The organism is Myroides sp. JBRI-B21084 (assembly GCF_030545015.1).
Taxonomy (GTDB): domain Bacteria; phylum Bacteroidota; class Bacteroidia; order Flavobacteriales; family Flavobacteriaceae; genus Flavobacterium.
Genome location: NZ_CP120653.1, coordinates 2,408,282 through 2,434,244 on the forward strand (window position 1 = coordinate 2,408,282; position 25,963 = coordinate 2,434,244).

A 25,963-nucleotide genomic window follows, 5' to 3' on the forward strand; every position below is an offset into this window, starting at 1 on the left:
AATGGTAATTTATGCTAAAAATAAAAATATATTTGGCAAAATTGCGAATAAACTTTAATTAAAGTAGCTGTATTTGTATATTTGCACCGTTAAAAATAAATATGGAACTTAAAATTTTAGATAAAACGTTTGTACCTTATATTTCTGCACAAGAAATAAATAAAGAAATACAACGTATAGCAACCAATTTGCACGAAAATCTAAAGGATGAAATTCCTGTTTTTTTAGTGGTTTTAAATGGCGCGTTTATGTTTGCTGCCGATTTACTTAAATACTACACAGCACCTGCGGAAGTATCGTTTGTAAAATTAGCATCGTACCAAGGCACCACCACAACTGGTAATGTAACCCAATTATTAGGGTTAGATGTAGATTTAACCAATAAACACGTTGTAATTGTAGAAGATATTGTTGATACAGGTACAACCATTACCGCTTTACAACAACTAATAAACACACATAAGGTAAAAAGTTTGCAGGTTGCAACTTTGTTTTTTAAACCCGAAGCTTATAAGCAAAATGTAACAATTAACCATATTGGCTTTAGCATTCCCAACAAGTTTATTGTAGGGTACGGTTTAGATTACAACAAGCAAGGCAGAAATTTACCCGAAGTTTATCAAATAAAATAACATAAAAATGATTGCAATAGTTTTATTCGGAAAGCCCGGTGCTGGTAAAGGTACACAGGCAGAATTTTTAAAAGAAAAATACAACCTTACGCACATTTCTACGGGCGATGTTTTTAGATACAATATTAAAAACGAAACCGAATTAGGTAAAAAAGCAAAGGAGTTTATGGACCACGGCGAATTGGTGCCCGATTCTATTACTATTGATATGTTGAAAAACGAAGTAACAAAAAATATGGATAAAGCTGGTTTTTTGTTTGATGGTTTTCCAAGAACCATTGCGCAAGCCGAAGCTTTAGACGCTTTTTTACAATCAATTAATTTAAGCGTAACTGCAACTGTTGCTTTAGAAGCCGATGACGATATTTTAGTGCAACGTATTTTAGAACGCGGAAAAACATCGGGAAGACCAGACGATCAAGACGAAGCAAAAATTAGAACACGTTACGATGAATATAACGAAAAAACAGCTCCGTTGATTGATTTTTACCAAAAACAAAATAAATACCACGCCGTAAACGGTATAGGAACTATAGCAGAAATTACCCAAAGGTTAAGCACTGTTATTGACCAATTTTAATAATAAAAAAAATAGTTTAAATAATCTTACTCTTTTTTGTAATTTAGAGTAAGATTATTTGCATTTAATAAAACACACATTGGAAATTTTAATAATTTTTGTTTTAATACTTTTAAACGGCGTTTTTTCAATGTCGGAAATGGCATTAGTTTCCTCCCGAAAAAATAGGTTAGAACTTGCTGCAAAAAAGGGTAGTAGCAGTGCAAAAGCTGCATTAAAATTGGTCGATGAACCTAATAATTTTCTGTCAACCGTACAAATAGGTATTACCCTAATAGGTATTTTAACAGGTATTTATTCGGGCGATAAAATCACAACCGATTTACAAGCTACAATAGCAAAAATACCAACGTTACAACCTTATGCAGCATCGTTAAGTGTTGGTGTAGTTTTGGTGTTATTAACATTTTTCACCTTAATTTTAGGAGAATTAGTACCCAAACGCTTAGGATTAAATTATCCGGAAACTATATCAAAAATGGTAGCAATACCAATGACTTTTATATCAAAAATTGCAGCTCCGTTTGTTTGGTTGCTTACAAAATCGTCTGATTTACTTCTAAAAATTCTGAATATAAAACCCACTGCCGACGGTAAAGTTACCGAAGAAGAAATTAGGTCGATTATTAAAGAAAGCACAGAAGTAGGCGAAGTACAAGAAATAGAACAAGACATTGTAGAACGTGTTTTTAATATTGGCGATTTAAAAGTAAATGCGTTAATGACCCACAGAAAATCGGTAGTTTATTTAAATTGTGAAGACACTTTACAAGAATTAAAAGATAAAGTAATTGATGAATTGCATTCTTTTTACCCCGTTTGCGAAGGTGGTTTAGACGAAGTTATTGGGGTTGTATCGTTAAAAGATTTGTTCTTGTTGTTCGAAAAAAATAATGTTGATTTAAAATCAATACTTAAAGAACCAACTTTTTTTATAGAACATACTTCGGCCTATAAAGCCTTAGAACAATTTAAAGCTTCAAAAAATCATTACGCATTAGTTTCCGATGAATACGGCGTAATTCAAGGTGTAATTACGTTGAATGATATTTTAGAATCGTTAGTAGGCGATGCTTCTGAATTTTACGACGAAGAATTTAAGTTAGAAGAAATTGAAGAAGGTAAATGGATTGTTGATGGATTTTATCCATTACACGATTTGCTATCGTATTTTGAATTAGACGAATTAATGCCCGATTACGATGTAACAACTGTTAGCGGTTTGGTAATGAAAGAATTATCGTACATACCAAAAACGGGCGAAAAATTAATATGGAATAAAATGGAGTTTGAAGTATTAGCTTCAACCGGAGTAAAAATTGATAAAATAGGTATTACCCTATTAAAAGATTAAAATAATGACAGAGGGAAATTTTGTAGATTACGTAAAAATATATGTAGCATCTGGTAAAGGTGGTAAAGGATCATCACATTTACACCGCGAAAAATTTATTGAAAAAGGTGGACCCGATGGAGGTGATGGTGGTCGTGGTGGTCACGTAATTATTCGTGGAAATGAAAGTTTATGGACCTTGCACCATTTGCGTTTTCAACGCCATATAAAAGCCGGTCATGGTGGCGATGGTGGTAGCAGCCGCAGTACGGGTGCCGATGGTGAAGATAAGTACATTGATGTGCCTTTAGGAACCGTTGTAAAAGATAAAGAAACAGGCGAATTTTTATTTGAAATTACCGAAAACGGTGAAGAAAAAATATTGGCAAAAGGGGGAAAAGGTGGTTTAGGAAACTGGCACTTTCGCTCGTCAACAAACCAAACACCACGATATGCACAACCAGGTATCCCTGGTGAAGAGCTTGATATTATTTTAGAATTAAAAGTTTTAGCCGATGTTGGTTTGGTGGGCTTTCCAAATGCTGGTAAATCAACTTTATTGTCGGTACTTACCTCAGCAAAACCAAAAATTGGCGACTACCCGTTTACTACCCTAAAACCAAACTTAGGAATTGTTGAATACCGTGAATTTAAATCGTTTGTAATTGCCGATATTCCTGGTATTATTGAAGGTGCAGCAGAAGGTAAAGGCTTAGGTCATTATTTTTTACGCCATATTGAACGAAATTCTACGTTGCTGTTTTTAATACCTGCGGATGCCGACGATATTAAAAAAGAATACGATATTTTGTTAGATGAGCTACGCCGTTATAACCCAGAAATGTTAGATAAAGATCGTTTAATTGCCATTTCAAAATGTGATATGTTGGACGACGAATTAAAGGCAGAATTAAAAGAACAACTTGATAAAGAATTTAATGGATTGCCTTATTTGTTTATTTCATCTGTTGCCCAACAAGGGTTAGTTGAATTAAAAGATAAATTATGGCAAATGCTTAATTAAAAATAAAAAAATCATCTTCGGATGATTTTTTTATTTATATTCGTTGCAAAACATAAATTGTAAAAAAAATACTGCTTATCCTGCTGTTTTCGTGTGGCTTACAAGCGCAAGAAACGTTCCCTAAAAACCGTTTAACGGTTGGCTTAATCAATCAAATAGCAATAGCACCAAGGTACAATATAGGCTATTTTCGCGATATTACCGAAAAAATTTCTGCTGGTGTAACTTTTGGTTATGGTAATTATAATATAATGTATGTACAACCAGCTGAGAATACAGAAAATTACAAGTTGTTTGAAATACGCCCCGAAATTATGTTCTTTCATAGAACTACAAAAAAATCGCCGCATTATGTTTCTGCCGAGTTTTTTTACATCAATCATACCGACCGTTTTTCTAAAAGTTATTATTATAAAAACAATAAAGATGTGTTTTTTGATCAAGCCAATTACCAACGCACAAAAATGGGTTTAAATATTAATTACGGCATTGTAGTTTCGTTTAACAAAAATAAACGTTTTGGTATGATACCAGAAATGGGACTTGGTTATAAAATTCGAAATGTAAAATTTTCAAATATTATAAATGAAAAAGTAAGCGAAAGTGAAAGCGAAGGTTGTTTTCCATATTCAAACGAAAGTATGTATCATGAATTGGGAACAATAAAAAATATTCATTTTAATTTTAATTGGCGTTTATACTACAAATTTTAATAAATCATCTTCTGATGATTTTTTTATTTATTATAATTTTCAGGTTATTTTATTATCTTCGCATTCAGATAATAAATCAACAAAATAATGAAAAAATTAAGCTTATTTCTTTCTTTGTTTATGCTTGCTATGCCTTTGGGTATGTTTGCAAACGAAGGAATGTGGTTTTTAATGTTCATTGAGCGTTTAAACTATCGCGATATGCAAAAAATGGGGTTACAGTTAACTCCTGAAGAAATCTACAGCATCAATAACCATTCGTTAAAAGATGCTATTGTACAGTTTGATGGTGGATGTACAGCCGAAATTATTTCTGATCAAGGTTTAGTATTAACAAATCACCACTGTGGGTACGATAAAATTGCAGAACTTTCAACTCCGCAAGACGATATCTTAACCAACGGTTTTTGGGCTAGAACTAAAGCCGAAGAGCGTAAACCAAAAGATATTTCGGTGCGTTTCTTTGTTCGTATGGACGATGTTTCAAAACGAATTTTAGGTGTTGTGAACAAAAACATGACCGAAGCTGAACGCGAAAAGGCAATCAATAAAGAAATTGCAAAAATTGAAAAAGAAAACAGTGAAGGTGGAAAATACACCGTATCAGTTCGTTCGTTCTTTCAAGGAAACGAATATTACTACTTTGTTTATCAAGATTATACCGATGTGCGTTTAGTAGGTACACCACCTGCAGCAATTGGTAAATTTGGTGGCGATACAGATAACTGGGAATGGCCACGCCACACAGCTGATTTTTCAATGTTTCGTGTTTATGGCGATGCTAACGGAAATCCAGCAGAGTATTCGCCAAACAACGTGCCTTTAAAGCCTAAACACTTTTTACCTATCAATATTCAAGGGTTAAAAGAAGGTGATTTTTCAATGATTTTGGGTTACCCTGGTAGAACAAATCGTTGGATGCCAGCTGAAGGAATTCAACAAAATGTATCATACTCTTACCCAGCATGGGTAGAAGGTTCGCGTTTAGGTTTAGACGTTATGAAAAAATACATGGATAAAAGCGATGAGGTTCGTTTAGCTTATGCAGGTAAATACGCTGGTGTTGCAAATTATTGGAAAAATCGTCAAGGAATGATTGATGCTTTAACTGCACAAAAAACAGCACAAACAAAGCGTAAAAACGAAGCGAAATTTAATAAATGGGCTAATAAAAAAGTAAATAAAGAAGAGTACGGAAATGTAATTGCAGATATTAACGCTTATTATGCAGCTACAAACGAAAAATCGCGTCACGATAATTATTTAATTTCAATTTTACGTACATCAAATTTAGCGGCTATGCCCTATAGTTTTGGTGCGGCTTTAATACAATACGCAAACGCAAACGAAGCAAAACGTGCTGAAATGCGTCCAAGATTAGAAGAAGCAATTAACGATGCATATAAAGAATTTCATGGACCGCTAGAAGCTGAAATGTTAGCAAGTCAATTACACTTATACGCAACAAAATCACAAGGCTATGCAATTGCACCTTATGTTAAAGAATTAGGCGAAAAAACAAATTACGACTACACTAAATTAGTAAACAAAGCATTTGCAGGAAGTGTGTTTTCATCGAAAGATTTAATGATGAAGTTTTTAAATCACCCAGAAAAAGAAATGATTGAAAACGATGAATTGTTTAAAATTTCGGCTGATTTATTAGGAAAATACCGCGAACAACCAGCTAATTTAGCTCCGTTAAAAGAAAAATACGATGTAGCTTTCCGCAAGTTAGTAGCAGGTTTACGCCAAGCAAATCCTAAGACAAAATATTATCCAGATGCAAACTCAACTTTGCGTTTAACGTACGGAAAAGTAATCGATTTACCTCGTCGCGCAGACCGCCCTAACGATGCAACTAAAAACTGGTACACAACTTTAAAAGGTACTATTGCAAAGCATAAAGAAGGTGATGAAGAGTTTGATAACCCACAACGTTTAATTGATTTATACAACGCAAAAGATTACGGACATTATGCCGATAAAGACGGATCGTTACACGTAAACTTTTTAACCGATCACGATATTACAGGTGGTAATTCAGGTTCGCCAGTATTAAACGGCAAAGGAGAATTAATTGGTTTAGCTTTTGACGGAAATATTGAAGCAATGGCTGGTGATGTAATTTTTGATCCTAAATTACAACGTACCATTAATGTTGATGCCCGTTATATTTTGTTTATTATTGATAAATATGCAGGTGCAACTAACTTAATCAACGAAATGAAGATTATTAAATAATAAATAATCTTTTAAATGTTTTAAGGAAAAAAGCTTCTCATATGAGAAGCTTTTTTTATGTTTGTAAAAACTTTAAAATATGAAAAAAATTATAACTGTCTTTGTATCAATCATTACATTAGTTTCTTGTAACAGCAATGATGATCAAGTTAACCCTATTGATAATGTTTCTAAGAAATTAAAAAGCATAAAAACATCTACCTCAGGTAGGACATATGAGTACGGAGAAAATAATTTTATTAATAGAGAAAATTTTTATTATGGAAATGATGGTATTGTAGGTACATTAGACTATGTGTATAATTCTAAAAACCAAATAACAGAAGTAAATCAACAAAATAAAAACAAACAAGTTGATGGAACATTTAGAAATTTTGTTAGAACTGTGACTTATAAATATGATAATAATGGTTTAATTAGTTCATCATCTCAATATTACAAATACCAGGATGAAACTGATTGTACAAGAATAGAAACAGCTTATGAATATAGTAATAGTACTTTAGTAAAAAAGCTAGAAGAAACTACTGATGTTTATGATAATGTTTCTATGGTTCATACTTTTTATACCTATGAAAACAATAGATTAGAGTCAACTGAGACTAAAATTTTTGAGAACGGTGCATATATTCCAGGTTCGGTAATTGTAAATTTAAAGTATGACTCTAGTATAAATCCAGAATATAAACTGTTTCCTGAAAATTTCTTAAAGATAAATCCTTTAATTAATGCAAACAACATTATTTCATATTTAGATAACAATAACCCTAATGCAAGTTATGATGCTATAATTACTTATGATAAAGATAATTTTCCTGAAAAAATATTGAGAAACTATGGAAGTGGATCTAAATTTGAATATTTATATGAATATGAGTAATCTGATTTTCATAACAATAAAAAATCCAAGAGCAATTGTTCTTGGACTTTTTTTTAGCCGAACGTGATTCAATTTTTCATTAAAAAGTTAATACAAGTAAGCATACTCCAATCTAAATTCTTTCGCTAAAAAAATAATTAAGTGTATAACATTCTACATTAAAAATCAGTACTTTTATTTCAATATATAATCAAAAAATAATGAAAAAAAATTGGTGGGTTTTATTTGTAATTTTAATGGTTTCGTGTACAACTAAAACAGAACCACTTAATACAACGTTTTACTTTTGGCGCACAAATTTTAAACTTTCAGCTACCGAAAAAGACTATTTAACTCATTTAAAAGTTCGTAAATTATACGTGCGTTATTTTGACATTGGCTTACAAAACGGACAAGCAATTCCTGTGGCGCCAATTGTTTTTAACGATTCGCCAAAAAAGTATAATATTGTACCGGTAATTTACATTAAAAACGAAGTTTTTTTACAACCGAATCAAACCGATAGTTTGCCTAACAAAGTATATAAATACATTCAGCAAATCAATCAATCGGCAGCTATAAACGTTGAAGAAATTCAGTTTGATTGCGATTGGAGTTTGCAATCAAAACAAAACTATTTTAAGTTTCTAGAAGATTTTAAAAAATTACACAGCAATTTATCGGCAACCATTCGTTTGCATCAAGTAAAATATCCCCAAAAAACAGGTATTCCACCAGTAAACAAAGGCGTGTTAATGTATTATAATATGGGCGTTATTGGTGCCGATGATGAAAACTCTATCTACAACAAAAAAATCGCCGAAAAGTACATAGCATCTTTACAAAATTATTCGTTACCTTTAAATATAGCTTTGCCAATTTTTAGTTGGGGGGTGCATGTGCGTAATAATCAGGTAGCCAATTTAATAGGTGGTTTAAAAGAGACCGATTTTAAAGGATACCCACTTAAAAAAATTAAAGAAAATAGATTTATTGTTACAAGTGATGTGGTTTTTAATGACAGATATTTAGCAAAAAACGATGAAATTAAATTAGAGTTTGTTACCAAAAAACAGCTTGGTGAAATGATGCGCGATTTAAAAAAATACAGCAAACAAAAACCCAACGAAATTATATATTACGATTTAAACGAAAAAAATTTAAAAACTTATGAAAAGCAAAATTTTAAAGCTATTAGCAGCTGGTAGTATGGCCGCTGTATTTGGCTACGGCGTTTACGTTTATGCGTGTGCTGGAGGTGAGTGGGGATCTAGCTTTGCTTCTTTATTTTCGCCCGAAATCACGGTGAATAATAAAGAATATGAACCGTTTTTTTACGATGATTATACCATTTTTTACAACGGATACAGTATTCAAAACTCAACCGAATTGTTTAAACAAGAAAATATAACTGCTTGGACAAGCTATTTGCGCAAATACACACCTGAAACTGTTGAATATTTTTTATACGATGATAAAATTAACGATGCCTTAAAAAGTATTAGTAAAGCAAAAAATCCTGAAGCTGAGTTTAAAAAATATCCTTTTAAATTTAGTTTAGATACAAACGATGAAAAAACTGCAAAATTTGTTTTATTCATTTTAATGGCTCGTGGTATTGAAACATATTCTAACCAAACGTACGACTATTGGGATTACGATAATAGAAAACAGCTAAATACCGATACTGATTTGTTGTCGAAAATCGAAAATATTTATAAAAAGGATATTGTTCAAAACGATGAATTTCTAAAAAATCGTATTTGGTTTCAACTTATTCGTTCAAAATTTTATTCAAACGATCGCAGTTCTGTAATTGCTTATTTCAACACAACAAATCAAAATCAACCTAAAAACAACTTGTATTACCAAGCATTAAATTATGTAGGTGGTGCATATAAAAGTTTAAAAAACTACGAAAAAGCTAACGCTACTTTTGCACAGGTTTTTAGCCAATGCAAACCTTTAATGGCATCGGCTTTGTTTGATTATAAACCTTTAGATGCTGCTGCTTTTAAAGCATTGCTGCAACAAACAACTACTCAAAATACCAAAGAAGTTTTGTATGCGTTGCAAGGTTATTACACCAATCAATTCAGTGCTATGCAAGAGTTGTATAAATTAAATCCAAACTCGCCACATATTGATTTTTTACTATCGCGCTGGGTTAATATCAACGAGCAATCAATTAATACTTATAATGCATACGAGCAATTAGATATCGATGTAAAAAAAATTAAAAAAGAATTAAAAGATAAAATAAACGCATCGGAATTAAAATGGATAAACGATGTTGCTAACGATACAAAAGTGCACAACCCGTACATTTGGAAAGCAACCGCAGCATATTTTAATACATTAGTTGGCGATTATAATAAGGCAAATGATTTTTTAAAAAATGCACATGAACTGGCGGTAAATAGCAATCAAAAAAATCAGGCGCGCGCATTGCGTTTGTTCAATAACTTGTTAAGTGTAAACGAAATGAATGCAGCGACCGAAGGCAAACTAATTCAAGATGTAAACTGGTTGTTTTATGATGAACCGTTTCCTACGAAAGATTACGTACGCGAAGGTCGAATTGACTATTTACAGAATTTTACAAAAAAATACATTAGCGCGTTGTATAAAAACCAGGGCAATGATTTAATGGCCGAATTAACCTATTCTTTAAAAGGTTTTTACAAAAATCAGCAACAAAGTATTGCCATGGAAAAATTACTTTTAAGTAATAAACGTACCGCTTGGCAAGATCTTTTTGTTGGAATTTATCCGTATAAATTAGCTGATATATATGAAAGTAGAGGGATTTATTTGTTTTATCAAGATAAAATAGATGAAGCTATTACCGAGTTTGAAAAGATTACTCCGTTTGAAAGCAAAACTTACAATTGGGAAAAAGAACGCTACGAAACCGAAATGGTTGATTATAAAATGATAGAATTGCCAGGTAATCCGTTCAACGGAAAAATTAAAGATTGCAATGATTGTGACCACGCAGCAAAACAATCGGTAAAATATTCACAGCTTAATTTTCTTTTAAAAATTAAAGAAATGAAAGCAAAAATTGCTACAGGTGAAGATGTTTACAACAATGCACTTTTAGTAGGGAATGCTTTTTATAACGCATCATATTATGGTAATGCACGCGCATTTTACTACAACAATATTATAAACGAGTACGGCAACAGTATTAGCAATGAACACAGTAAAATGTTGTACAGTATGGAAAACGCAAGAAAATACTACAATTTAGCTAAAAATGCTGCCGAAAATAACGAGCAAAAAGCCAAATTAAGTTATTTGTTAGCTAAAACGCAACGTAACGATTTTTATTACACCAAATATTTTTCAACTACAACCTATTGGGGCTATCCCGAAGGGCCTGTAATTCAAAAATGGCAAGGTTTTATCGATTTAAAAAATAATTACAGCGATACTAAATATTACCAAGATGTTATTGCAGAATGTGGGTATTTTCGTAAATATTTAGGTTTGCAATAGTTTTAGAAAATATAGAATAGATAAAAGAGTAAAGACGGAGTGTTTTTTATTCTTTTGTTTTTTTAATAAAAATAAAAAATTATATTTGTTAAAGATGAGTTAATTAAATCTCACAAAAAAAACAAACTTATAAATTTTAAAACAATTAAATGTATGATTGAATGGTACAAAAAAGTAGTTTTTGAAAACTACGCAAATTTTAACGGAAGAGCACGTAGAGCTGAATATTGGAATTTTGTTTTATGTAATTTTTTAATAGCAATGGTATTTTATTTACCTATAATTTTTTCAATATTAACTATTAGTCAAGGTGAGTTAAGTCCCCTATTTTATATTTTTTATGGCTTATTTATAGTTTATAATTTAGTTGTTTTAATTCCAACATTAGCAGTAGCCGTGCGTAGGTTACATGATATTGGTAAAAGCGGTTGGTTTTACTTTGTAGGGTTAATACCAATTGTAGGTTCAATTATATTATTAGTATGGTTGTTTACCGATGGGGAAAGAGGAAGTAATCTATACGGAGATGACCCTAAACAAATAAATTAAAAAAATTAAAGTCGGTTTTTAAAGCCGACTTTTTTTATTCCCCTAAAAAAGTGTAGTTTTGGGTATAAAAAAATAAAAAACAATGCGTGTACATTTTATAGCAATTGGTGGCAGCGCCATGCACAATTTAGCATTAGCTTTAAACGATAAAGGCGATGTAGTTACAGGTAGCGATGATGCTATTTTTGAACCATCAAAATCGCGTTTGCAAGCAAAAGGCTTACTGCCTGAACAAATGGGTTGGTTTGCCGAAAAGATTACCAACGATATTGACGCAGTTATTTTAGGTATGCACGCAAAAGCCGATAATCCTGAATTATTAAAAGCGCAAGAATTAGGCTTAAAAATTTATTCGTATCCCGAATTTATTTTTGAACACGCAAAAAATAAAACCCGTGTTGTTATTGGTGGTTCACATGGTAAAACTACCATTACGTCAATGATTTTACACGTTATGAATTACCACAACGTAGCGGTAGATTACTTAGTTGGTGCTCAGTTAGAAGGGTTTAACAACATGGTTCATCTTACGCAAGAAAATGATTTTATGGTTATAGAAGGCGATGAATACCTATCATCACCTACAGATTTGCGTCCTAAATTTCATTTATACCAACCAAATATTGCATTAATTAGTGGCATTGCTTGGGATCATATCAATGTTTTTCCAACTTTTGATAACTATGTAGATCAGTTTAAAATTTTTATAGACAAAATTACAAACGGTGGTATTTTAGTGTATAACGAAAACGATGCTGTAGTAAAACAAATTGCCGAAGAAGCTGAAAAACCTATACGTAAAATGCCGTATTCATTACCAGAATATACCATTGAAAACGGAGTGACATATTTAGAAACATTAGACGGAGCAATGCCTATCGAGGTTTTTGGCGAACACAATTTAAGCAACTTAGCAGGTGCTAAATGGATTTGCCAAAATATGGGAATTGATGAAGCCGAGTTTTACGAAGCCATTGCATCGTTTAAAGGCGCAAGTAAACGTTTAGAGAAAATTGCCCAAACCCCAACCAGCGTGGCTTATAAAGATTTTGCCCATTCGCCAAGTAAAGTTTCTGCAACTACACAAGCAGTTAAAAAGCAATATCCTAATAAAAAATTAGTAGCTTGTTTAGAATTACATACTTACAGTAGTTTAAACGCCCAATTTTTAACCGAATATCAAGGTGCGTTAAATGCTGCTGATGTAGCCGTGGTTTTTTACAGCCCAGATGCTGTTGCTATTAAAAAATTAACCGAAGTTAGTAAAGAGCAAATTGAACAAGCTTTTAAGCGCGATGATTTAATTGTGTACACAAATCCCGATGAATTTAAATCGTTTTTAGTAGTGCAAGATTTTACCGATTCGGTTTTATTGTTAATGAGCTCTGGTAATTACGGCGGACTGAATTTTGATGAAGTACAAAGTATTATAGAATAAAAAAACGGCTTTAAAGCCGTTTTTTTATTGTTGACTAGCAATTCCAAAGATAGCTAACCCAAAAATAGGCAGTATAATAAGTAGCGTAAAACCAAGCATTATTGCGGCTAAAAGTAAATTAGCTTTTGCCCAATTTTTACGTGTAAGATTTCCATCATTACCAAATGCCCAAACAAATAAAAGCACTATACCAACTAAAGGAATAGCAACTAGAACCAAATTAATTAACCAATCGGTAACACTCATTGTTTGAGTTTGTGGAGTATTTTGTTGTTCCATAAAAATGTTTTTATTTTTACTAAAATAAAAAAAAATATTTAATAATTTTAAATAAAGGTTAGAAAAAAGTATTGTTTTACAATGCTTTACTGTTGTTTTTCATAAACAAAATGCCCTACAATGGTATGTTTAAACAAGCAATCTTCTAAAACTTGTCCGCCGCCAACATTATGTACAATTAGTCTGCGTTTACGGTCATTTGAAAGCTTGTTAGTAACAATCCAATATGCGGTAATTTATCGTTAATCATCCAAGTAACAATAGCACCCGTTTTATAATCGTTGGCATTTTGGGTAATAGGTAATTCTTTGCCTTTTCTTTTAAAAAAAGTTTCAAGGTTTGGCACGCGACGGTGATCAATATTAGTGTCGGTTTTGGCAGCTCCCCATTTATTTGGATAAAGGTTAAAATTTGCAAGTATATCTTCATGTACTTCTTTTTGTAGGTCGATGCCTAATTTTCGGTACGATCTAATCACTACATCGGTACAAACTCCCATTTTTGCAGGTACATCTCCGTTTGGGTATTCAATAGCAATATAATCAGGTGTGTACTTAACCGAAGCATCAATAATAGATAGTGCTTTTTTAGACAAATTTTTTCTGAAAGCTGAAACCGTATCGTTAACTGTATCGTTTTTAACAGATTTTTCCTCATCCGAAAGCAACCCAAATTTAGAATGACCATTGCTTTTTAAAGTACAAGCACTAAAAAAGATTAATAGCATAAAATTTAAAAATACTTTCATATATTTATAAGGTTAATTAGTTGTTTATGAGTGTTGAAGATAAGCATTTTTCTATAAAAAATTGGGCAGAAGATGATCAACCAAGAGAAAAGTTATTGTATAAGGGTAAAAATGCGCTTAGCGATGCCGAGTTGATTGCTATTTTAATTGGATCGGGCAGCAGAAACGAAAGCGCAGTAGATTTGTGTAAACGTATTTTACAACAAAACAACAATCAATTACATCAACTACAAAAACAAAGTATTCAGCAGTTAATGCAGTTTAAAGGCATTGGCGAAGCCAAAGCAATAACCATAGTTGCGGCATTAGAGCTGGCAAAGCGTTTACAACTTTCTGAAACCAAAGAACTAACTAAAATTGCTAGCGCAGCCGATGTTTGTAAACTTATGCAGCCAATAATAGGCGATTTGCCACACGAAGAATTTTGGGTGTTATTGTTAAACAATAGCAACAAAGTAATTTATAAGTTACAACTAAGCAAAGGCGGACTTACACAAACAGTAGTAGATATACGCTTAATTTTTAAAACTGCTTTAGAACATTTGGCTACAGCTATTATAATTGTGCACAACCATCCTTCGGGGCAATTAACACCAAGTACAGCCGATAAAGACATAACACAAAAAATTAAAATAGCAGGCAAAAGTTTAGATATTTCATTGTTAGATCATTTAATAATTACAAAGAATAATTATTACAGCTTTGCCGATGAGGGCGATTTGTAACGCTATTGTTTTTATTAAAAAAATGTTAAACCAATACAATAGTCTTTTAGCTGTGCTAAACCGTAATTAAATCCATAGAAAAATCACTATCTTGCATACCGTTTAAGATTTAAATAAATGATTACAACGCATAATCTAACATTTTCCTATTCAGATACACAAAAGTTTGCATTTCCTGATATCGATTGCCAAAATGGACAAACTTTATTAGTTACAGGAAATTCGGGAACAGGGAAAACAACTTTGTTACACTTGTTAGGTGGTTTATTAAAGCCATCGGCAGGTTCCATTCAAATAAACCAACAAGATATATTACAATTATCTGTATCTAAATTAGATGCATTTAGAGGACAATCGATTGGAATGATTCTGCAAAAATCGTTTTTTATCGAAGCACTAACCGTTTTAGATAATGTAATTTTGGCTTCGTGGATTGCTCAAAAATCAAAAGCTAAAGAAAAAGCGTTACGAATTTTAAGCGATTTGGGCTTACAAGAACATGCACATAAATTACCAAGTCAATTAAGTATTGGCCAACAGCAACGCGTAAATATTGCAAGGGCGTTAATAAATAATCCATCGGTTATTTTGGCCGATGAACCTACTTCAAGTCTAGACGATGAAAACGCATTAATTGTAGCAAAATTGTTAAGTAATTTAGCTAAAGAATATCAAACATCGTTAGTAATTGTAACCCACGATCAACGATTAAAAGCATTGTTTAACCATCAAATAAATTTATTATGATTAGTAAAATTGCATGGAAAAACACTTGGTTTAAACCATTAAACACCTTTTTAAGCATTGTGCTTTTAACCGCATCGGTTTCTATTATATCAATTTTAATTTTGTTGCAGAAACAATTTGAAGAGAAATTTTCATCATCAATGGATCAAATCGATTTGGTTTTAGGTGCGAAAGGTAGTCCGCTACAGTTGATACTTTCGTCGGTTTACCAAATGGATGCACCACCGGGAAATATTTCGTACACCGAAGCCGAAGCATGGATGAATAAACCAATGGTAGAAAGCGCGGTTCCGTTAGCTTATGGCGATAACTATTTAGGATATAAAATTGTCGGAACCACAGATAATTATACTAAACACTTTAGTTTAAAACTGCAACAAGGCAAGTTGTTTACAAATAATTTTGAAGTTGTATTAGGCGCAACCATTGCAGCTAAAACCAATTTAAAAATAGGCAGCACATTTTTTGGAACACATGGCGATGCACAGGAAGGCGAAGTGCACGACCATTATGCATATAAAGTTGTAGGTATTTTAGCACCATCGGGTAAAGTGGCAGATAATTTAATTCTTTCAAATATAGAATCGGTATGGGGAATGCATGACCACGACCACGCTGTTGAAGAACATGATCACCACGAAGGCGAAGTACAACAACACGAAGAAATCAATCCGCACGAAGGCAAAGAAATTACAGCCGTATTGCTTAAAATGCGTAACAATATGGCAAAAATGACTTGGCCTAGAATCATACCTCAAAATACCGAAATGCAAGCAGCATCGCCTGTATTAGAAGTGAATAGGCTTTTTGCTTTATTTGGCGTAGGTATTACCGCTTTAACTTATTTGGCATACGGTATTATGTTAATTTCGGGCATAAGTATTTTTGTTGCTTTGTACAATACTTTAAAAGAGCGTAAATATGAATTTGCTTTACTGCGTATTACTGGTGCTAGTAAATTGCAATTGTTGTGGTTGGTTTTGTTAGAAAGTATTTTTTTATGTACCATAGGGTTTATTCTTGGTATTGTTTTTGGTAGAATTGGTTTGTATTTTCTATCAATTTCTTCGCAAGAAGAATTTAAAATGGCCTTTAATCCATTAGAATTTTTATGGAAAGAGGAAGGAATGCTTTTTGTAGCAACTTTAAGTGTTGGTATTATTGCCGCAATTATACCTGCATTAAAAGCATATTCAGTAAATATATCTAAAACATTAGCTAATGCTTAAAAAAATTATTGTTGGTATTTATTGTTTAGTTGCTTTGGTATTAATGAGTTTTTCATCAACCAACCAAATAGCTTTATCTAAAAATGCTGTTCAAAATGAGCCTATAGCTTTAACGTGGCAATTATTAGCTAATTTAAGTAATAGTTTGCGAGTTATGGCTAATTACAACCAAGTAATAAAAGAATCGTTCCAAGGTAAAAAAGTACAAATTAGTGGTTATATTATTCCTGTTGATAGTAAATCGTACGTTTTAAGTAAAAATATGTATTCACATTGTTTTTTTTGTAGTACAAGTGCAGGTATCGAAACCATTTTAGGGATTCAATTTAAAGGAAAGACACCACGACTAAAAACCGATACATACGTAACTTTAACGGGTACTTTTTTTTATAACGATAAAAATAAAGACGATTGGACTTTTAGCGTGCACAACGCAACATTTACAACAAAAAAATAGTAATTTGATTTTAATAAATAATCTAAAATGATAAAAAATATAGTAATTGGTGTTTATTGTAGTTTAGCTGTACTGTTAATGAGTTTTTCAACAAATTCTACATCAAAAACAACAATTTACAGCAAACAAAAGCCAACAGAAGTTACTTGGAAACTTTTAGGGCAAATTGATTTTGTAAAGCGTAAAAATCCGCATTATGGCGAAGTAATGTATCCTATGGTTAACGGAACATTAAAAGCACTACAAGGCAAAAAAATTAAGGCTTCGGGTTTTATAGTTCCTATCGATAGTAAATCGTATGCTTTAAGTAAAAATGTATTTGCACAATGTTTTTTTTGTGGAAATGCCGGGCCAGAAACCATAATGGGTATTAAATTTAAAGGAAATACGCCGCGTTTAAAAACCGATACCTATGTTACAATGGAAGGCACTTTTAGATACAATGCCGATGATATTGATGATTGGATTTATCATATTGAAAACGCAGTAATTACACATCAAAAATAATGGTTGTAAAAGAACATATTTCGCATTTGTTTTTTGATTTAGATCATACCATTTATGATTTTGATAAAAACGCTTCACTCACTTTTCAAGCTATTTTTAACGATATGCAATTGAATGGGGTAGGTGATTTTATGACTCATTTTAAACCAATAAACGATTATTATTGGGAGAAATATGCCAATACCGAAATTACCCATGATGAATTGCGCTACGGTAGATTAAAAGATACATTTACTGCAATTGATGTACAGGTAAACGATGAAGCTATTTATCACATTGCCGATCAATTTATACAGCAATTACCTAATCACAATCATGTTTTTGATGGAGCGCATGATACATTAAACGCTTTAAAAAATAACTATTCGTTACATATTATTACCAACGGACCAAATTTGGTACAAGAGCGTAAATTAAAAAATGCAGGCCTAACTAGTTATTTTTCAAGCATAACCAATTCTGAAATGGCAGGTGTAAAAAAACCACATCTGGCTATTTTTGAATACGCATTGCAAGCTGCAAATGCAACACCAAAGCAAAGTGTAATGATTGGCGATAGCATACATGCCGATATTAACGGCGCGTTAAATGCTGGTATGCAGGTAGTTTGGTTTAACGAATTTAAAAATATAAATACATTAGGAGTTCCCGAAGTGAATCATTTAAAACAACTTTTAGATATTTTATAAAATGAAAAATTTTTTATTTGTACTGTTATTAACTTTTTGTGGTTTAGCCTCTCAAGCGCAAAGTTTAGCTAACACAAAAAACATACGTTTAAAAGGTATGTACGATTTTCAAACAGAGTTTAATGAATTTAGAGTAAATTCATTTTTAAAACACCGCTTTGAAGAGCACGGCTATACCGTTATTTACGATATGGAAGAAAAAAAGAAATGGCAAGTTGAAACAGCACCTTCTTGTGACGAATTGATTTGCGTTGTAACTCGCGATAAAGCAATGTTAGCTACAAAATTAGAAGTAGTTTTATTAAATTGTAAAGGCGATGTAGTGTTTAAAGCAAATGGCGAAAGTAGATTAAAAATACGTTCTAAATCGCATGTTGATGCTTTAAAGAACGCACTTGAACTTACAGTATTTAAAGCTAAAATTAATTAAACAAGCACTTCAACAGAAGTGCTTGTTTAATTTTAATATCCATATTTACCTTGCCAACGTTGGTGTAAAAAATCTTTGGTTTGTTTTTCGCGTGTATTGTCACCTGGTTCATAAAAAGATGTGTTTACTAAATCGTCGGGTAAATATTCTTGGTATGCAAAATTTCCAGGAAAATCGTGACTGTATTTATAATCTTCGCCATAACCTAATTCTTTCATTAATTTGGTTGGTGCGTTGCGCAAATGAATAGGAATCGATAAATCGCCAGTTTGTTTTACTACCGCTTGTGCATTGCCTATAGCCATATAACTGGCGTTGCTTTTTGGCGATGTTGCCAAATAAATAGCACATTGGCTTAGTAAAATTCTACTTTCGGGGTAACCAATAACCGATACTGCCTGAAAAATATTGTTTGCCATTATTATTGCGGTGGGGTTTGCTAACCCAATGTCTTCAGATGCCGAGATTAATAATCTGCGAGCAATAAATTTTAAATCTTCGCCACCTTCAATCATTCGGGCTAACCAATAAACGGCACCGTTTGGATCGCTTCCGCGTATCGATTTTATAAAGGCCGAAATAATATCGTAATGTTGTTCACCAGTTTTGTCATATAAAACAGTTTTTTTTTGAACAATTTGCATTACTTTTTCATTGGTAATTTCAATAGTATCACCATCTAAAGTACTTACAATTAATTCAAAAGTATTTAACAATTTTCTACCATCACCTCCCGAAACCCTGAATAAAGCTTCGTTTTCAGTAATAGTAATATTTTTATCTTTTAAATCCTCATCAACTAACAAAGCTCGGTTTAATAACGCTTCTAAATCGGCTTTAGTAAAAGCATTTAAAGTATAAACTTGGCAACGCGATAACAAAGCAGGAATTACTTCAAAACTAGGATTTTCGGTCGTTGCACCAATTAAAGTAACCCAACCTTTTTCAACGGCTGCCAAAAGCGAATCTTGCTGTGATTTACTAAATCTATGAATTTCATCAATAAACAAAATGGGATTTTTAGGTGTAAACAAGCCGCCACTTCCTTTGGCTTTTTCAATAACTTCGCGTACATCTTTTACACCTGCGTTAATTGCACTTAAAACATAAAAAGGTCTGTTGCTTTCTTGTGCAATAATTTCGGCTAAAGTAGTTTTACCTGTGCCGGGTGGCCCCCAAAATATCATCGACGGGATAACGCCGCGTTTTATACTTTGCGTTAAAATACCTTGTGTACCAACCAAATGCGATTGACTGATGTAATCTTCTAATTTTTTAGGACGTATGCGTTCTGCTAACGGTGCTTTCATATTGTAAAAGTATAAAATAGATTTGGCGTTGCAAAAAAAGAGGTATATTAGTAAGGATAAAAATCTATTAGAAAAATTACTATAATAAATCAATAAACTGCCATAACGGCAGTTTTTTTTATTTGGGTATATTTTTGATTTACATTTTACATGGAAACAGATCAACTAAAATACCGCCCAGCCGTTTTTTGGGTGCCTTTTATATTTATACTTACGCTTTGGGTTATTTATTATTTAGATTGGCGTTACTTTTTTGAATGGAACAATTACGGAATTGTACCACACACATTTAAAGGATTACGAGGCGTTATTTTTTCACCATTTTTACATGGTTCGGTACAACATTTATGGAACAACACTATAGCACTTGCCGTTTTATTACCTTTAATTTGTTACTATTATTACCAAAATTGGCAAACATTGGTTTTTGGTGGTATTTTACTTTCGGGGTTAGGTACATGGCTTATTGCTACAAGTGGTAGACACATTGGTGCCAGCGGACTTATATATGTTTTAACCGCCTATATGTTTTTTACAGGTATACGCAGTAAGCAATACCGTTTAATGGCAATATCGTTTTTAATGATTATTTTATACGGAAGTTCGGTTTGGTACATGCTGCCCGATGTTGAAAAAGGCATTTCGTGGCAAGGTCATTTAGCTGGTTTTATTTCAGGTTTTATTCTTTCGTACATCCTTAAAAAACCGCAACTAGAACCGCAATACAAATACAATTGGCAACATCCTGATTTTGATGAAAGCAAAGACGATTTTATAAAACAGTTCGATGCAAAAGGTAATTTTAAACCCTTGCCGTTATTGCATACCGATGATCAAGGATATACTTATAACGATACTTTTTACCGACAAACACCTAAACTTACTCAGCAAATTTTATATAAAAATTGGCTTACTATTACGGTTTTTGTAACTAATTAATTTTAGGGCACATGCTGCGCACCGGGCTATACGCCTTTAGTCCTCGCGTGTTGCACTGCGGGCTATCAGCTGCTATCCCTTGTGCAAGTGAAAAGTGAAATTTAGCTTAAAAAAAAATTAGCAAATCACGAAAAAATAAATTACATTCGGTACTACAAAATATTTAGATAAAAATGAAATTAGGCGCTTTTTCTATTAGCTTAACCGTAAAGGATATTCACCAATCAAAAGCTTTTTATGAAAAATTAGGTTTTGAATATAAAGGTGGCGACATCACCCAAAATTGGATTGTTCTTAAAAACGGTACTACCGTTATTGGTCTTTTTCAAGACATGTTTCCAAAAAACATTATTACGTTTAATCCAGGTTGGGACCAAAACGCACAACATTTACCAGAATTTAACGATGTACGCATCATTCAAGAACAATTAAAACAAGCAGGTATTCAGCTTACAAAAGAAGCCGATGAAAGTACATCAGGTCCAGAATACATTACTTTAGAAGATCCCGACGGAAATCAAATTCTTATAGATCAACACAGATAATTCATATTAAAATAATTTTTTAAACATAATAAAATGGCAACAGTAAACACTTATTTAAACTTTAGCGGAAATTGCGAAGAAGCATTTAATTTTTATAAATCGGTTTTTGGTACCGAGTTTAGTTATATTGGCCGATTTGGTGAAATGCCTCCACAAGAAGACTGCGAACCAATGAATGAAGAGTTTGCTAACAAAATTATGCACGTAAGTTTACCAATTGGTAATACCATTTTAATGGGTAGCGATACAGGTGGCGAATGGGCACCAAATTTTGTACAAGGTAATAATTTTGCAATTTCAATTAATACCGATAGTAAAGAAGAAGCCGATGTGCTTTTTAATGGACTTTCAGCTGGTGGTATGGTTACTATGCCAATGGCCGATACTTTTTGGGGTGCGTACTTTGGTATGTTTACAGATAAATTTGGAATTAATTGGATGGTGAATTACGATGTACCACAACCAGAATAATTGTAATAAAAAACAAAACGGTTTCAATATTTTGAAACCGTTTTTTAATAATATTGTAATAAAATTATAAACGCTGTCTAACGGCTTCGTATAAAAATGCACCGCAAGCAACAGATACATTTAACGATGAAATTGTACCAAACATAGGTAATTTTGCTTTTTCGTCGATGATTTTTAAAACCGATGGATTTACTCCTTTATCTTCAGAACCCATTTTAATTGCAATTCTTTTGTTAAGAAAAGATGCGCAAGGGTATCTTTATAATAACACCTTTAATCGTAAGAACAATACCCAGCATCATTCGTACATTTTAAAAGAAAATACGTAGCAGAGATCGTATCAGCAGTTAAAAAAATCTATAGTTTAATAGATTTTTAATATCGTTTCAAAGTGTAATTGCTTATTTTATTAGTAATTTTATAAAACAACTATAAACAACTATAATCAATGGAAAACGCAGGAAACGATATTAGCAAATGCCCGTTTCACAACGGAACTATAACAAAAGCAGTTGCTGGCAACGGAACAACTAACAACGATTGGTGGCCAAACCGATTAAGACTTGATATTTTACGTCAACATTCATCAAAGTCTGATCCTATGGGCGATGATTTTAATTATTCAGACGAATTTAAAAAACTTGATTTAGAAGCTTTAAAAGCAGCTTTAAAAGCTTTAATGACCGACTCACAAGATTGGTGGCCTGCTGATTTTGGACATTACGGACCACTCTTTGTTCGTATGGCTTGGCATAGTGCAGGTACTTATCGTGTGCAAGATGGTAGGGGTGGTGCAGGGGCTGGTCAACAACGATTTGCACCATTAAACTCTTGGCCCGATAATGTTTCGTTAGATAAAGCGCGAAGATTGTTATGGCCAATTAAACAAAAATACGGACGCAAAATTTCATGGGCAGATTTAATGATTCTTACAGGAAATATGGCTTTGGAATCTATGGGTTTCAAAACATTGGGATTTGCTGGTGGACGTGCCGATGTTTGGGAATCCGATATGGATGTATACTGGGGAAGTGAAAAAACGTGGTTGGGTGGCGATGTTCGATACTCACAAGGATCCGAAGGTGTTGCAGAAAATCACGGAGTTATTTCATCAGAAGATAATGCCAATGGAAAACAACACACACGCGATTTGGAAAATCCGTTAGCAGCGGTTCAAATGGGATTGATTTATGTGAATCCTGAAGGACCAGATGGAAACCCCGATCCAATTGCGGCAGCAAATGACATACGCGATACGTTTTCACGTATGGCAATGAACGATGAAGAAACCGTTGCTTTAATAGCAGGCGGTCACACATTTGGCAAAGCTCATGGCGCAGCGTCGGCAGATCATTTAGGTAAAGAACCAGAAGCAGAAGGTTTAGAACAACAAGGTTTTGGTTGGGAAAATAAGTTTGGTACTGGTAAAGGGGCTGACACTATAACTTCTGGATTAGAAGTAACTTGGACACAAAAACCTACTGAATGGACCAATCTTTTCTTTGAAAATTTATTTGAATATGAATGGGAATTAACCAAAAGTCCGGCGGGTGCACACCAATGGGAAGCTGTTAATGCAATTGATTCTGTTCCTTTGGCACATGATAGCTCGAAAAAGCAAAAACCACGAATGCTTACAACCGATTTGTCGTTACGATTTGATCCTGAATACGGAAAAATATCGCGCCGTTTTTACGAAAATCCTGATGAATTTGCAGATGCCTTCGCAAAAGCATGGTTTAAATTAACACATAGAGATATGGGGCCGCGCGAACGTTATTTGGGTGCCGATGTTCCACAGCAAGTTTTTAAATGGCAAGATCCAGTTCCGGCGGTTGATCACGAGTTAATTAATGAGGAAGATATAGCACAGTTGAAAGTACAATTAAATGCTTTAGATTTATCGGCTTCAGAATTAGTAGGTACGGCTTGGGCTTCGGCTTCAACTTTCCGTGGTTCAGATAAACGTGGCGGAGCAAACGGCGCGCGTATTCGTTTAGAGCCTATGAAAAACTGGGAAGTAAACAATCCTATTCAGTTAAATAAAGTGTTAACGGCTTTAGAAAAAGTTCAGTCGCAATTCAATGCATCAGGAAAAAAAATTTCATTGGCAGATTTAATTGTTTTGGCAGGAAATGTCGGAATTGAAAAAGCAGCTAAAAATACTGGATTTAATGTTCAAGTTCCTTTTGCTCCAGGAAGAACAGATGCTTTTCAAGAACAAACCGATGTGGAATCGGTAGCATTTTTAGAACCAATTGCAGACGGATTTAGAAATTATCGTAAAAACATCAGAAGTTCGGTATCAACCGAAGAATTATTGATTGATAAAGCACAATTATTAACCTTAACAGCTCCGGAATTGACGGTTTTATTGGGTGGATTACGTTCGATCAATATTAATTTTGATGGATCTAAAAACGGTGTGCTAACAGATCGTCTCGGACAGTTGACAAACGATTTCTTTGTGAATTTGCTGGATATGAACACGCAATGGAAAGCTATGGGAACCGATAAAGAAATTTATTTGGGAACCGATCGTAAAAACGGAACTCCAAAATGGACGGGTACGCGTGCTGATTTGGTTTTTGGATCAAACTCTGAATTAAGAGCTATTGCGGAAGTTTACGCAAGTACCGATGCTAATGAAAAATTTATTAATGATTTTGTTTCAGCTTGGACAAAAGTAATGAACGCAGATCGCTTTGATTTAAAATAAAAAAAAGAATAATAAAAAAGGCTCACTTTAAGAATTTAAAGTGAGCCTTTTACTTTTTATATGAAATTCACAAACGCTGTCTAACGGCTTCGTATAAAAAAGCACCACAAGCAACAGATACATTTAACGATGAAATTGTACCAAACATAGGTAATTTTGCTTTTTCGTCGATGATTTTTAAAACCGAAGGGTTTACCCCTTTATCTTCAGAACCCATAATAATAGCAATTCCTTTGTTAAAATCAATATCATAAATATTGTTTTCGGTTTTTTCGGTAGCAGCAACAGTTGTAATTCCTGAACCTTGTAAGTAAAACACAGCGTCTTTAATATGATCTACTTTACAAATAGGAATGTTAAAAACCGCGCCAGCCGAAGTTTTAACCGTATCGCCGTTTACAGGTGCAGATCCTTGTTTTTGTATAATAATACCATCAACACCCGTACATTCTGCGGTACGAATAATTGCACCAAAATTACGTGCATCGCTCAATTGATCTAAAATTAAAAACAAAGGTTTTTCCTTTTGTTCCAAAACACCTTCAACCAAAGTTTCTATCGATACAAATTTAATAGGCGCAATAGATGCTACTGCACCTTGATGGTTATTAAATTTGCTTAGTTTGTTCAATTTTTCAACCGGAACGTACGAAAAATTTACGTTGTTTTTCTTTAACGTTTTCATTAGCTCTTGCATTAAATCGCCTTGAGCTTCTTTTTGTATAAATACTTTATCTATTTCTTTTCCTGCGTTTATCGCTTCGATAACTGCACGAATTCCAAATATTTGATGTTCATTTTGCATGCTACAAAGATATTACTATATTTAATAAAAAATTAATTATGAAAAAAATACTGTTGTTATTTACGTTTTTAGTTGTGAATTTTTCTTTTGGGCAGGAAATTATTTCGCAAGAATTGTATGAAGGTGTGATTTCTAACGATTTAAAAGTTTCGTTCTATTTAAAAATGGAAGAAGACGGCTGCCCAAGAACTTTTGTTTCGGCAATTTATAAATACGATTCTAATAAAGAAAATAATTGGATACTTTTAGATACTACTTTTTCTGAAGAAAAACAGCAATTTACTTTTGTGGAACATTACAATACGGGTTTGTTACTTTTAAAAAGAAGTACAGGGCAATTAAACGGAGTTTGGATTTCGTCCGATGGTAAAAAGCAATTACCTGTAAAGCTTTCTAAAGTAAAAGTTAGCAAAGAAAAAGTTGAAAAGCTAGAAAATACTTTAGAAGAAGAGCTAATGAGTGCGTATGATTGTTGAAAAAATAAACT

The 25,963-nt window shown here is 33.0% G+C and carries 26 protein-coding genes and 2 pseudogenes; 23 read left to right on the forward strand and 5 right to left on the reverse strand.

All coding sequences use genetic code 11. The features are described 5' to 3' along the window. Positions 1 to 101 precede the first annotated feature (101 nt). The 11 genes from hpt to P3875_RS11590 all read left to right on the forward strand — a co-directional run bounded on the left by hpt (position 102) and on the right by P3875_RS11590 (position 12,876). Entirely contained in the window at positions 102 to 632 is a 531-nt protein-coding gene (gene hpt / locus P3875_RS11540; RefSeq protein ID WP_303444116.1) for a hypoxanthine phosphoribosyltransferase, read from the forward strand. 7 nt (positions 633 to 639) lie between these two features. Next, positions 640 to 1,212, forward strand: a complete 573-nt coding sequence (locus P3875_RS11545; protein WP_303444117.1) for an adenylate kinase — start codon at positions 640 to 642, stop codon at positions 1,210 to 1,212. A gap of 130 nt (positions 1,213 to 1,342) precedes the next feature. Continuing rightward, entirely contained in the window at positions 1,343 to 2,566 is a 1,224-nt protein-coding gene (locus P3875_RS11550; protein WP_303445442.1) for a hemolysin family protein, read from the forward strand. Between the two features lie 4 nt (positions 2,567 to 2,570). Next, positions 2,571 to 3,569 (forward strand): GTPase ObgE, encoded by a 999-nt coding sequence (gene obgE / locus P3875_RS11555; protein ID WP_303444118.1) that lies wholly within the window; start codon positions 2,571 to 2,573, stop codon positions 3,567 to 3,569. 251 nt (positions 3,570 to 3,820) lie between these two features. Further along, positions 3,821 to 4,282 carry a hypothetical protein gene (locus tag P3875_RS11560; RefSeq protein WP_303444119.1) on the forward strand — a complete coding sequence of 154 codons (462 nt, stop codon included), beginning with the start codon at positions 3,821 to 3,823 and terminating at the stop codon, positions 4,280 to 4,282. A gap of 87 nt (positions 4,283 to 4,369) precedes the next feature. Further along, positions 4,370 to 6,526, forward strand: a complete 2,157-nt coding sequence (locus tag P3875_RS11565) for a S46 family peptidase (RefSeq protein ID WP_303444120.1) — start codon at positions 4,370 to 4,372, stop codon at positions 6,524 to 6,526. A 79-nt stretch (positions 6,527 to 6,605) separates the two neighbouring features. Beyond that, a complete protein-coding gene (locus tag P3875_RS11570) occupies positions 6,606 to 7,406 on the forward strand; it encodes a hypothetical protein (protein WP_303444121.1) in 801 nt (266 codons plus the stop codon). A gap of 200 nt (positions 7,407 to 7,606) precedes the next feature. Beyond that, complete coding sequence (locus P3875_RS11575; RefSeq protein WP_303444122.1) at positions 7,607 to 8,593, forward strand: hypothetical protein; 987 nt, start codon at positions 7,607 to 7,609, stop codon at positions 8,591 to 8,593. Beyond that, complete coding sequence (locus P3875_RS11580) at positions 8,556 to 10,889, forward strand: hypothetical protein (RefSeq protein ID WP_303444123.1); 2,334 nt, start codon at positions 8,556 to 8,558, stop codon at positions 10,887 to 10,889. Before P3875_RS11575 ends, P3875_RS11580 begins: the two co-directional genes overlap by 38 nt. A 153-nt stretch (positions 10,890 to 11,042) precedes the next feature. After that, positions 11,043 to 11,438, forward strand: coding sequence for a DUF805 domain-containing protein (locus P3875_RS11585; protein ID WP_303444124.1), 396 nt, complete (start codon positions 11,043 to 11,045; stop codon positions 11,436 to 11,438). Between the two features lie 82 nt (positions 11,439 to 11,520). Next, the gene (locus P3875_RS11590; RefSeq protein ID WP_303444125.1) at positions 11,521 to 12,876 is read left to right on the forward strand and encodes a UDP-N-acetylmuramate--L-alanine ligase; all 1,356 of its coding nucleotides are present in this window, start codon (positions 11,521 to 11,523) and stop codon (positions 12,874 to 12,876) included. A 24-nt stretch (positions 12,877 to 12,900) separates the two neighbouring features. Here P3875_RS11590 and P3875_RS11595 read toward each other — a convergent pair whose 3' ends face one another. Together P3875_RS11595 and P3875_RS11600 are read right to left on the reverse strand one after the other, a co-directional pair. Continuing rightward, the gene (locus P3875_RS11595) at positions 12,901 to 13,155 is read right to left on the reverse strand and encodes a hypothetical protein (protein ID WP_303444126.1); all 255 of its coding nucleotides are present in this window, start codon (positions 13,153 to 13,155) and stop codon (positions 12,901 to 12,903) included. Between the two features lie 86 nt (positions 13,156 to 13,241). Beyond that, positions 13,242 to 13,903, reverse strand: a pseudogene (locus P3875_RS11600) (DUF1287 domain-containing protein). Between the two features lie 26 nt (positions 13,904 to 13,929). On the opposite strand from P3875_RS11600, the gene radC reads away from it, so the two are divergent. From radC to P3875_RS11635, 7 genes are all read left to right on the forward strand, one after another. Continuing rightward, positions 13,930 to 14,628, forward strand: coding sequence for a RadC family protein (gene radC / locus P3875_RS11605; protein WP_303444127.1), 699 nt, complete (start codon positions 13,930 to 13,932; stop codon positions 14,626 to 14,628). A 117-nt stretch (positions 14,629 to 14,745) separates the two neighbouring features. After that, on the forward strand, positions 14,746 to 15,375 hold the full coding sequence (locus P3875_RS11610; RefSeq protein WP_303444128.1) for an ABC transporter ATP-binding protein: 630 nt from the start codon (positions 14,746 to 14,748) through the stop codon (positions 15,373 to 15,375). Continuing rightward, positions 15,372 to 16,604, forward strand: a complete 1,233-nt coding sequence (locus P3875_RS11615; protein ID WP_303444129.1) for an ABC transporter permease — start codon at positions 15,372 to 15,374, stop codon at positions 16,602 to 16,604. The genes P3875_RS11610 and P3875_RS11615 overlap by 4 nt, the downstream gene beginning before the upstream one ends. After that, the gene (locus tag P3875_RS11620; RefSeq protein WP_303444130.1) at positions 16,597 to 17,061 is read left to right on the forward strand and encodes a hypothetical protein; all 465 of its coding nucleotides are present in this window, start codon (positions 16,597 to 16,599) and stop codon (positions 17,059 to 17,061) included. The genes P3875_RS11615 and P3875_RS11620 overlap by 8 nt, the downstream gene beginning before the upstream one ends. Positions 17,062 to 17,088: 27 nt before the next feature. Beyond that, positions 17,089 to 17,568, forward strand: coding sequence for a hypothetical protein (locus tag P3875_RS11625; RefSeq protein ID WP_303444131.1), 480 nt, complete (start codon positions 17,089 to 17,091; stop codon positions 17,566 to 17,568). After that, on the forward strand, positions 17,568 to 18,257 hold the full coding sequence (locus P3875_RS11630; RefSeq protein WP_303444133.1) for a YjjG family noncanonical pyrimidine nucleotidase: 690 nt from the start codon (positions 17,568 to 17,570) through the stop codon (positions 18,255 to 18,257). The genes P3875_RS11625 and P3875_RS11630 overlap by 1 nt, the downstream gene beginning before the upstream one ends. A 1-nt stretch (position 18,258) precedes the next feature. Continuing rightward, the gene (locus P3875_RS11635; protein WP_303444134.1) at positions 18,259 to 18,687 is read left to right on the forward strand and encodes a hypothetical protein; all 429 of its coding nucleotides are present in this window, start codon (positions 18,259 to 18,261) and stop codon (positions 18,685 to 18,687) included. A gap of 32 nt (positions 18,688 to 18,719) precedes the next feature. Here P3875_RS11635 and P3875_RS11640 read toward each other — a convergent pair whose 3' ends face one another. Continuing rightward, positions 18,720 to 19,997 (reverse strand): replication-associated recombination protein A, encoded by a 1,278-nt coding sequence (locus P3875_RS11640; RefSeq protein ID WP_303444135.1) that lies wholly within the window; start codon positions 19,995 to 19,997, stop codon positions 18,720 to 18,722. Positions 19,998 to 20,147: 150 nt separating this feature from the next. Between P3875_RS11640 and P3875_RS11645 the strand changes: the two genes are divergently transcribed. The 3 genes from P3875_RS11645 to P3875_RS11655 all read left to right on the forward strand — a co-directional run bounded on the left by P3875_RS11645 (position 20,148) and on the right by P3875_RS11655 (position 21,952). Next, positions 20,148 to 20,936 (forward strand): rhomboid family intramembrane serine protease, encoded by a 789-nt coding sequence (locus P3875_RS11645; protein WP_303444136.1) that lies wholly within the window; start codon positions 20,148 to 20,150, stop codon positions 20,934 to 20,936. 173 nt (positions 20,937 to 21,109) lie between these two features. Further along, on the forward strand, positions 21,110 to 21,481 hold the full coding sequence (locus P3875_RS11650) for a VOC family protein (protein WP_303444137.1): 372 nt from the start codon (positions 21,110 to 21,112) through the stop codon (positions 21,479 to 21,481). 33 nt (positions 21,482 to 21,514) lie between these two features. Continuing rightward, positions 21,515 to 21,952, forward strand: coding sequence for a VOC family protein (locus P3875_RS11655; protein ID WP_303444138.1), 438 nt, complete (start codon positions 21,515 to 21,517; stop codon positions 21,950 to 21,952). Between the two features lie 64 nt (positions 21,953 to 22,016). Here the strand turns inward: P3875_RS11655 and P3875_RS11660 are convergent. Continuing rightward, positions 22,017 to 22,190, reverse strand: a pseudogene (locus P3875_RS11660) (TrmH family RNA methyltransferase); the annotation flags it as partial. 210 nt (positions 22,191 to 22,400) lie between these two features. On the opposite strand from P3875_RS11660, the gene katG reads away from it, so the two are divergent. After that, entirely contained in the window at positions 22,401 to 24,671 is a 2,271-nt protein-coding gene (katG, locus tag P3875_RS11665) for a catalase/peroxidase HPI (protein WP_303444139.1), read from the forward strand. A gap of 67 nt (positions 24,672 to 24,738) precedes the next feature. Here the strand turns inward: katG and rlmB are convergent, their stop codons facing one another. Further along, complete coding sequence (rlmB, locus tag P3875_RS11670) at positions 24,739 to 25,476, reverse strand: 23S rRNA (guanosine(2251)-2'-O)-methyltransferase RlmB (RefSeq protein ID WP_303444140.1); 738 nt, start codon at positions 25,474 to 25,476, stop codon at positions 24,739 to 24,741. 38 nt (positions 25,477 to 25,514) lie between these two features. Here rlmB and P3875_RS11675 point away from each other — a divergent pair, with 38 nt between their 5' ends. Next, a complete protein-coding gene (locus P3875_RS11675) occupies positions 25,515 to 25,952 on the forward strand; it encodes a hypothetical protein (protein ID WP_303444141.1) in 438 nt (145 codons plus the stop codon). Positions 25,953 to 25,963: the final 11 nt, after the last annotated feature.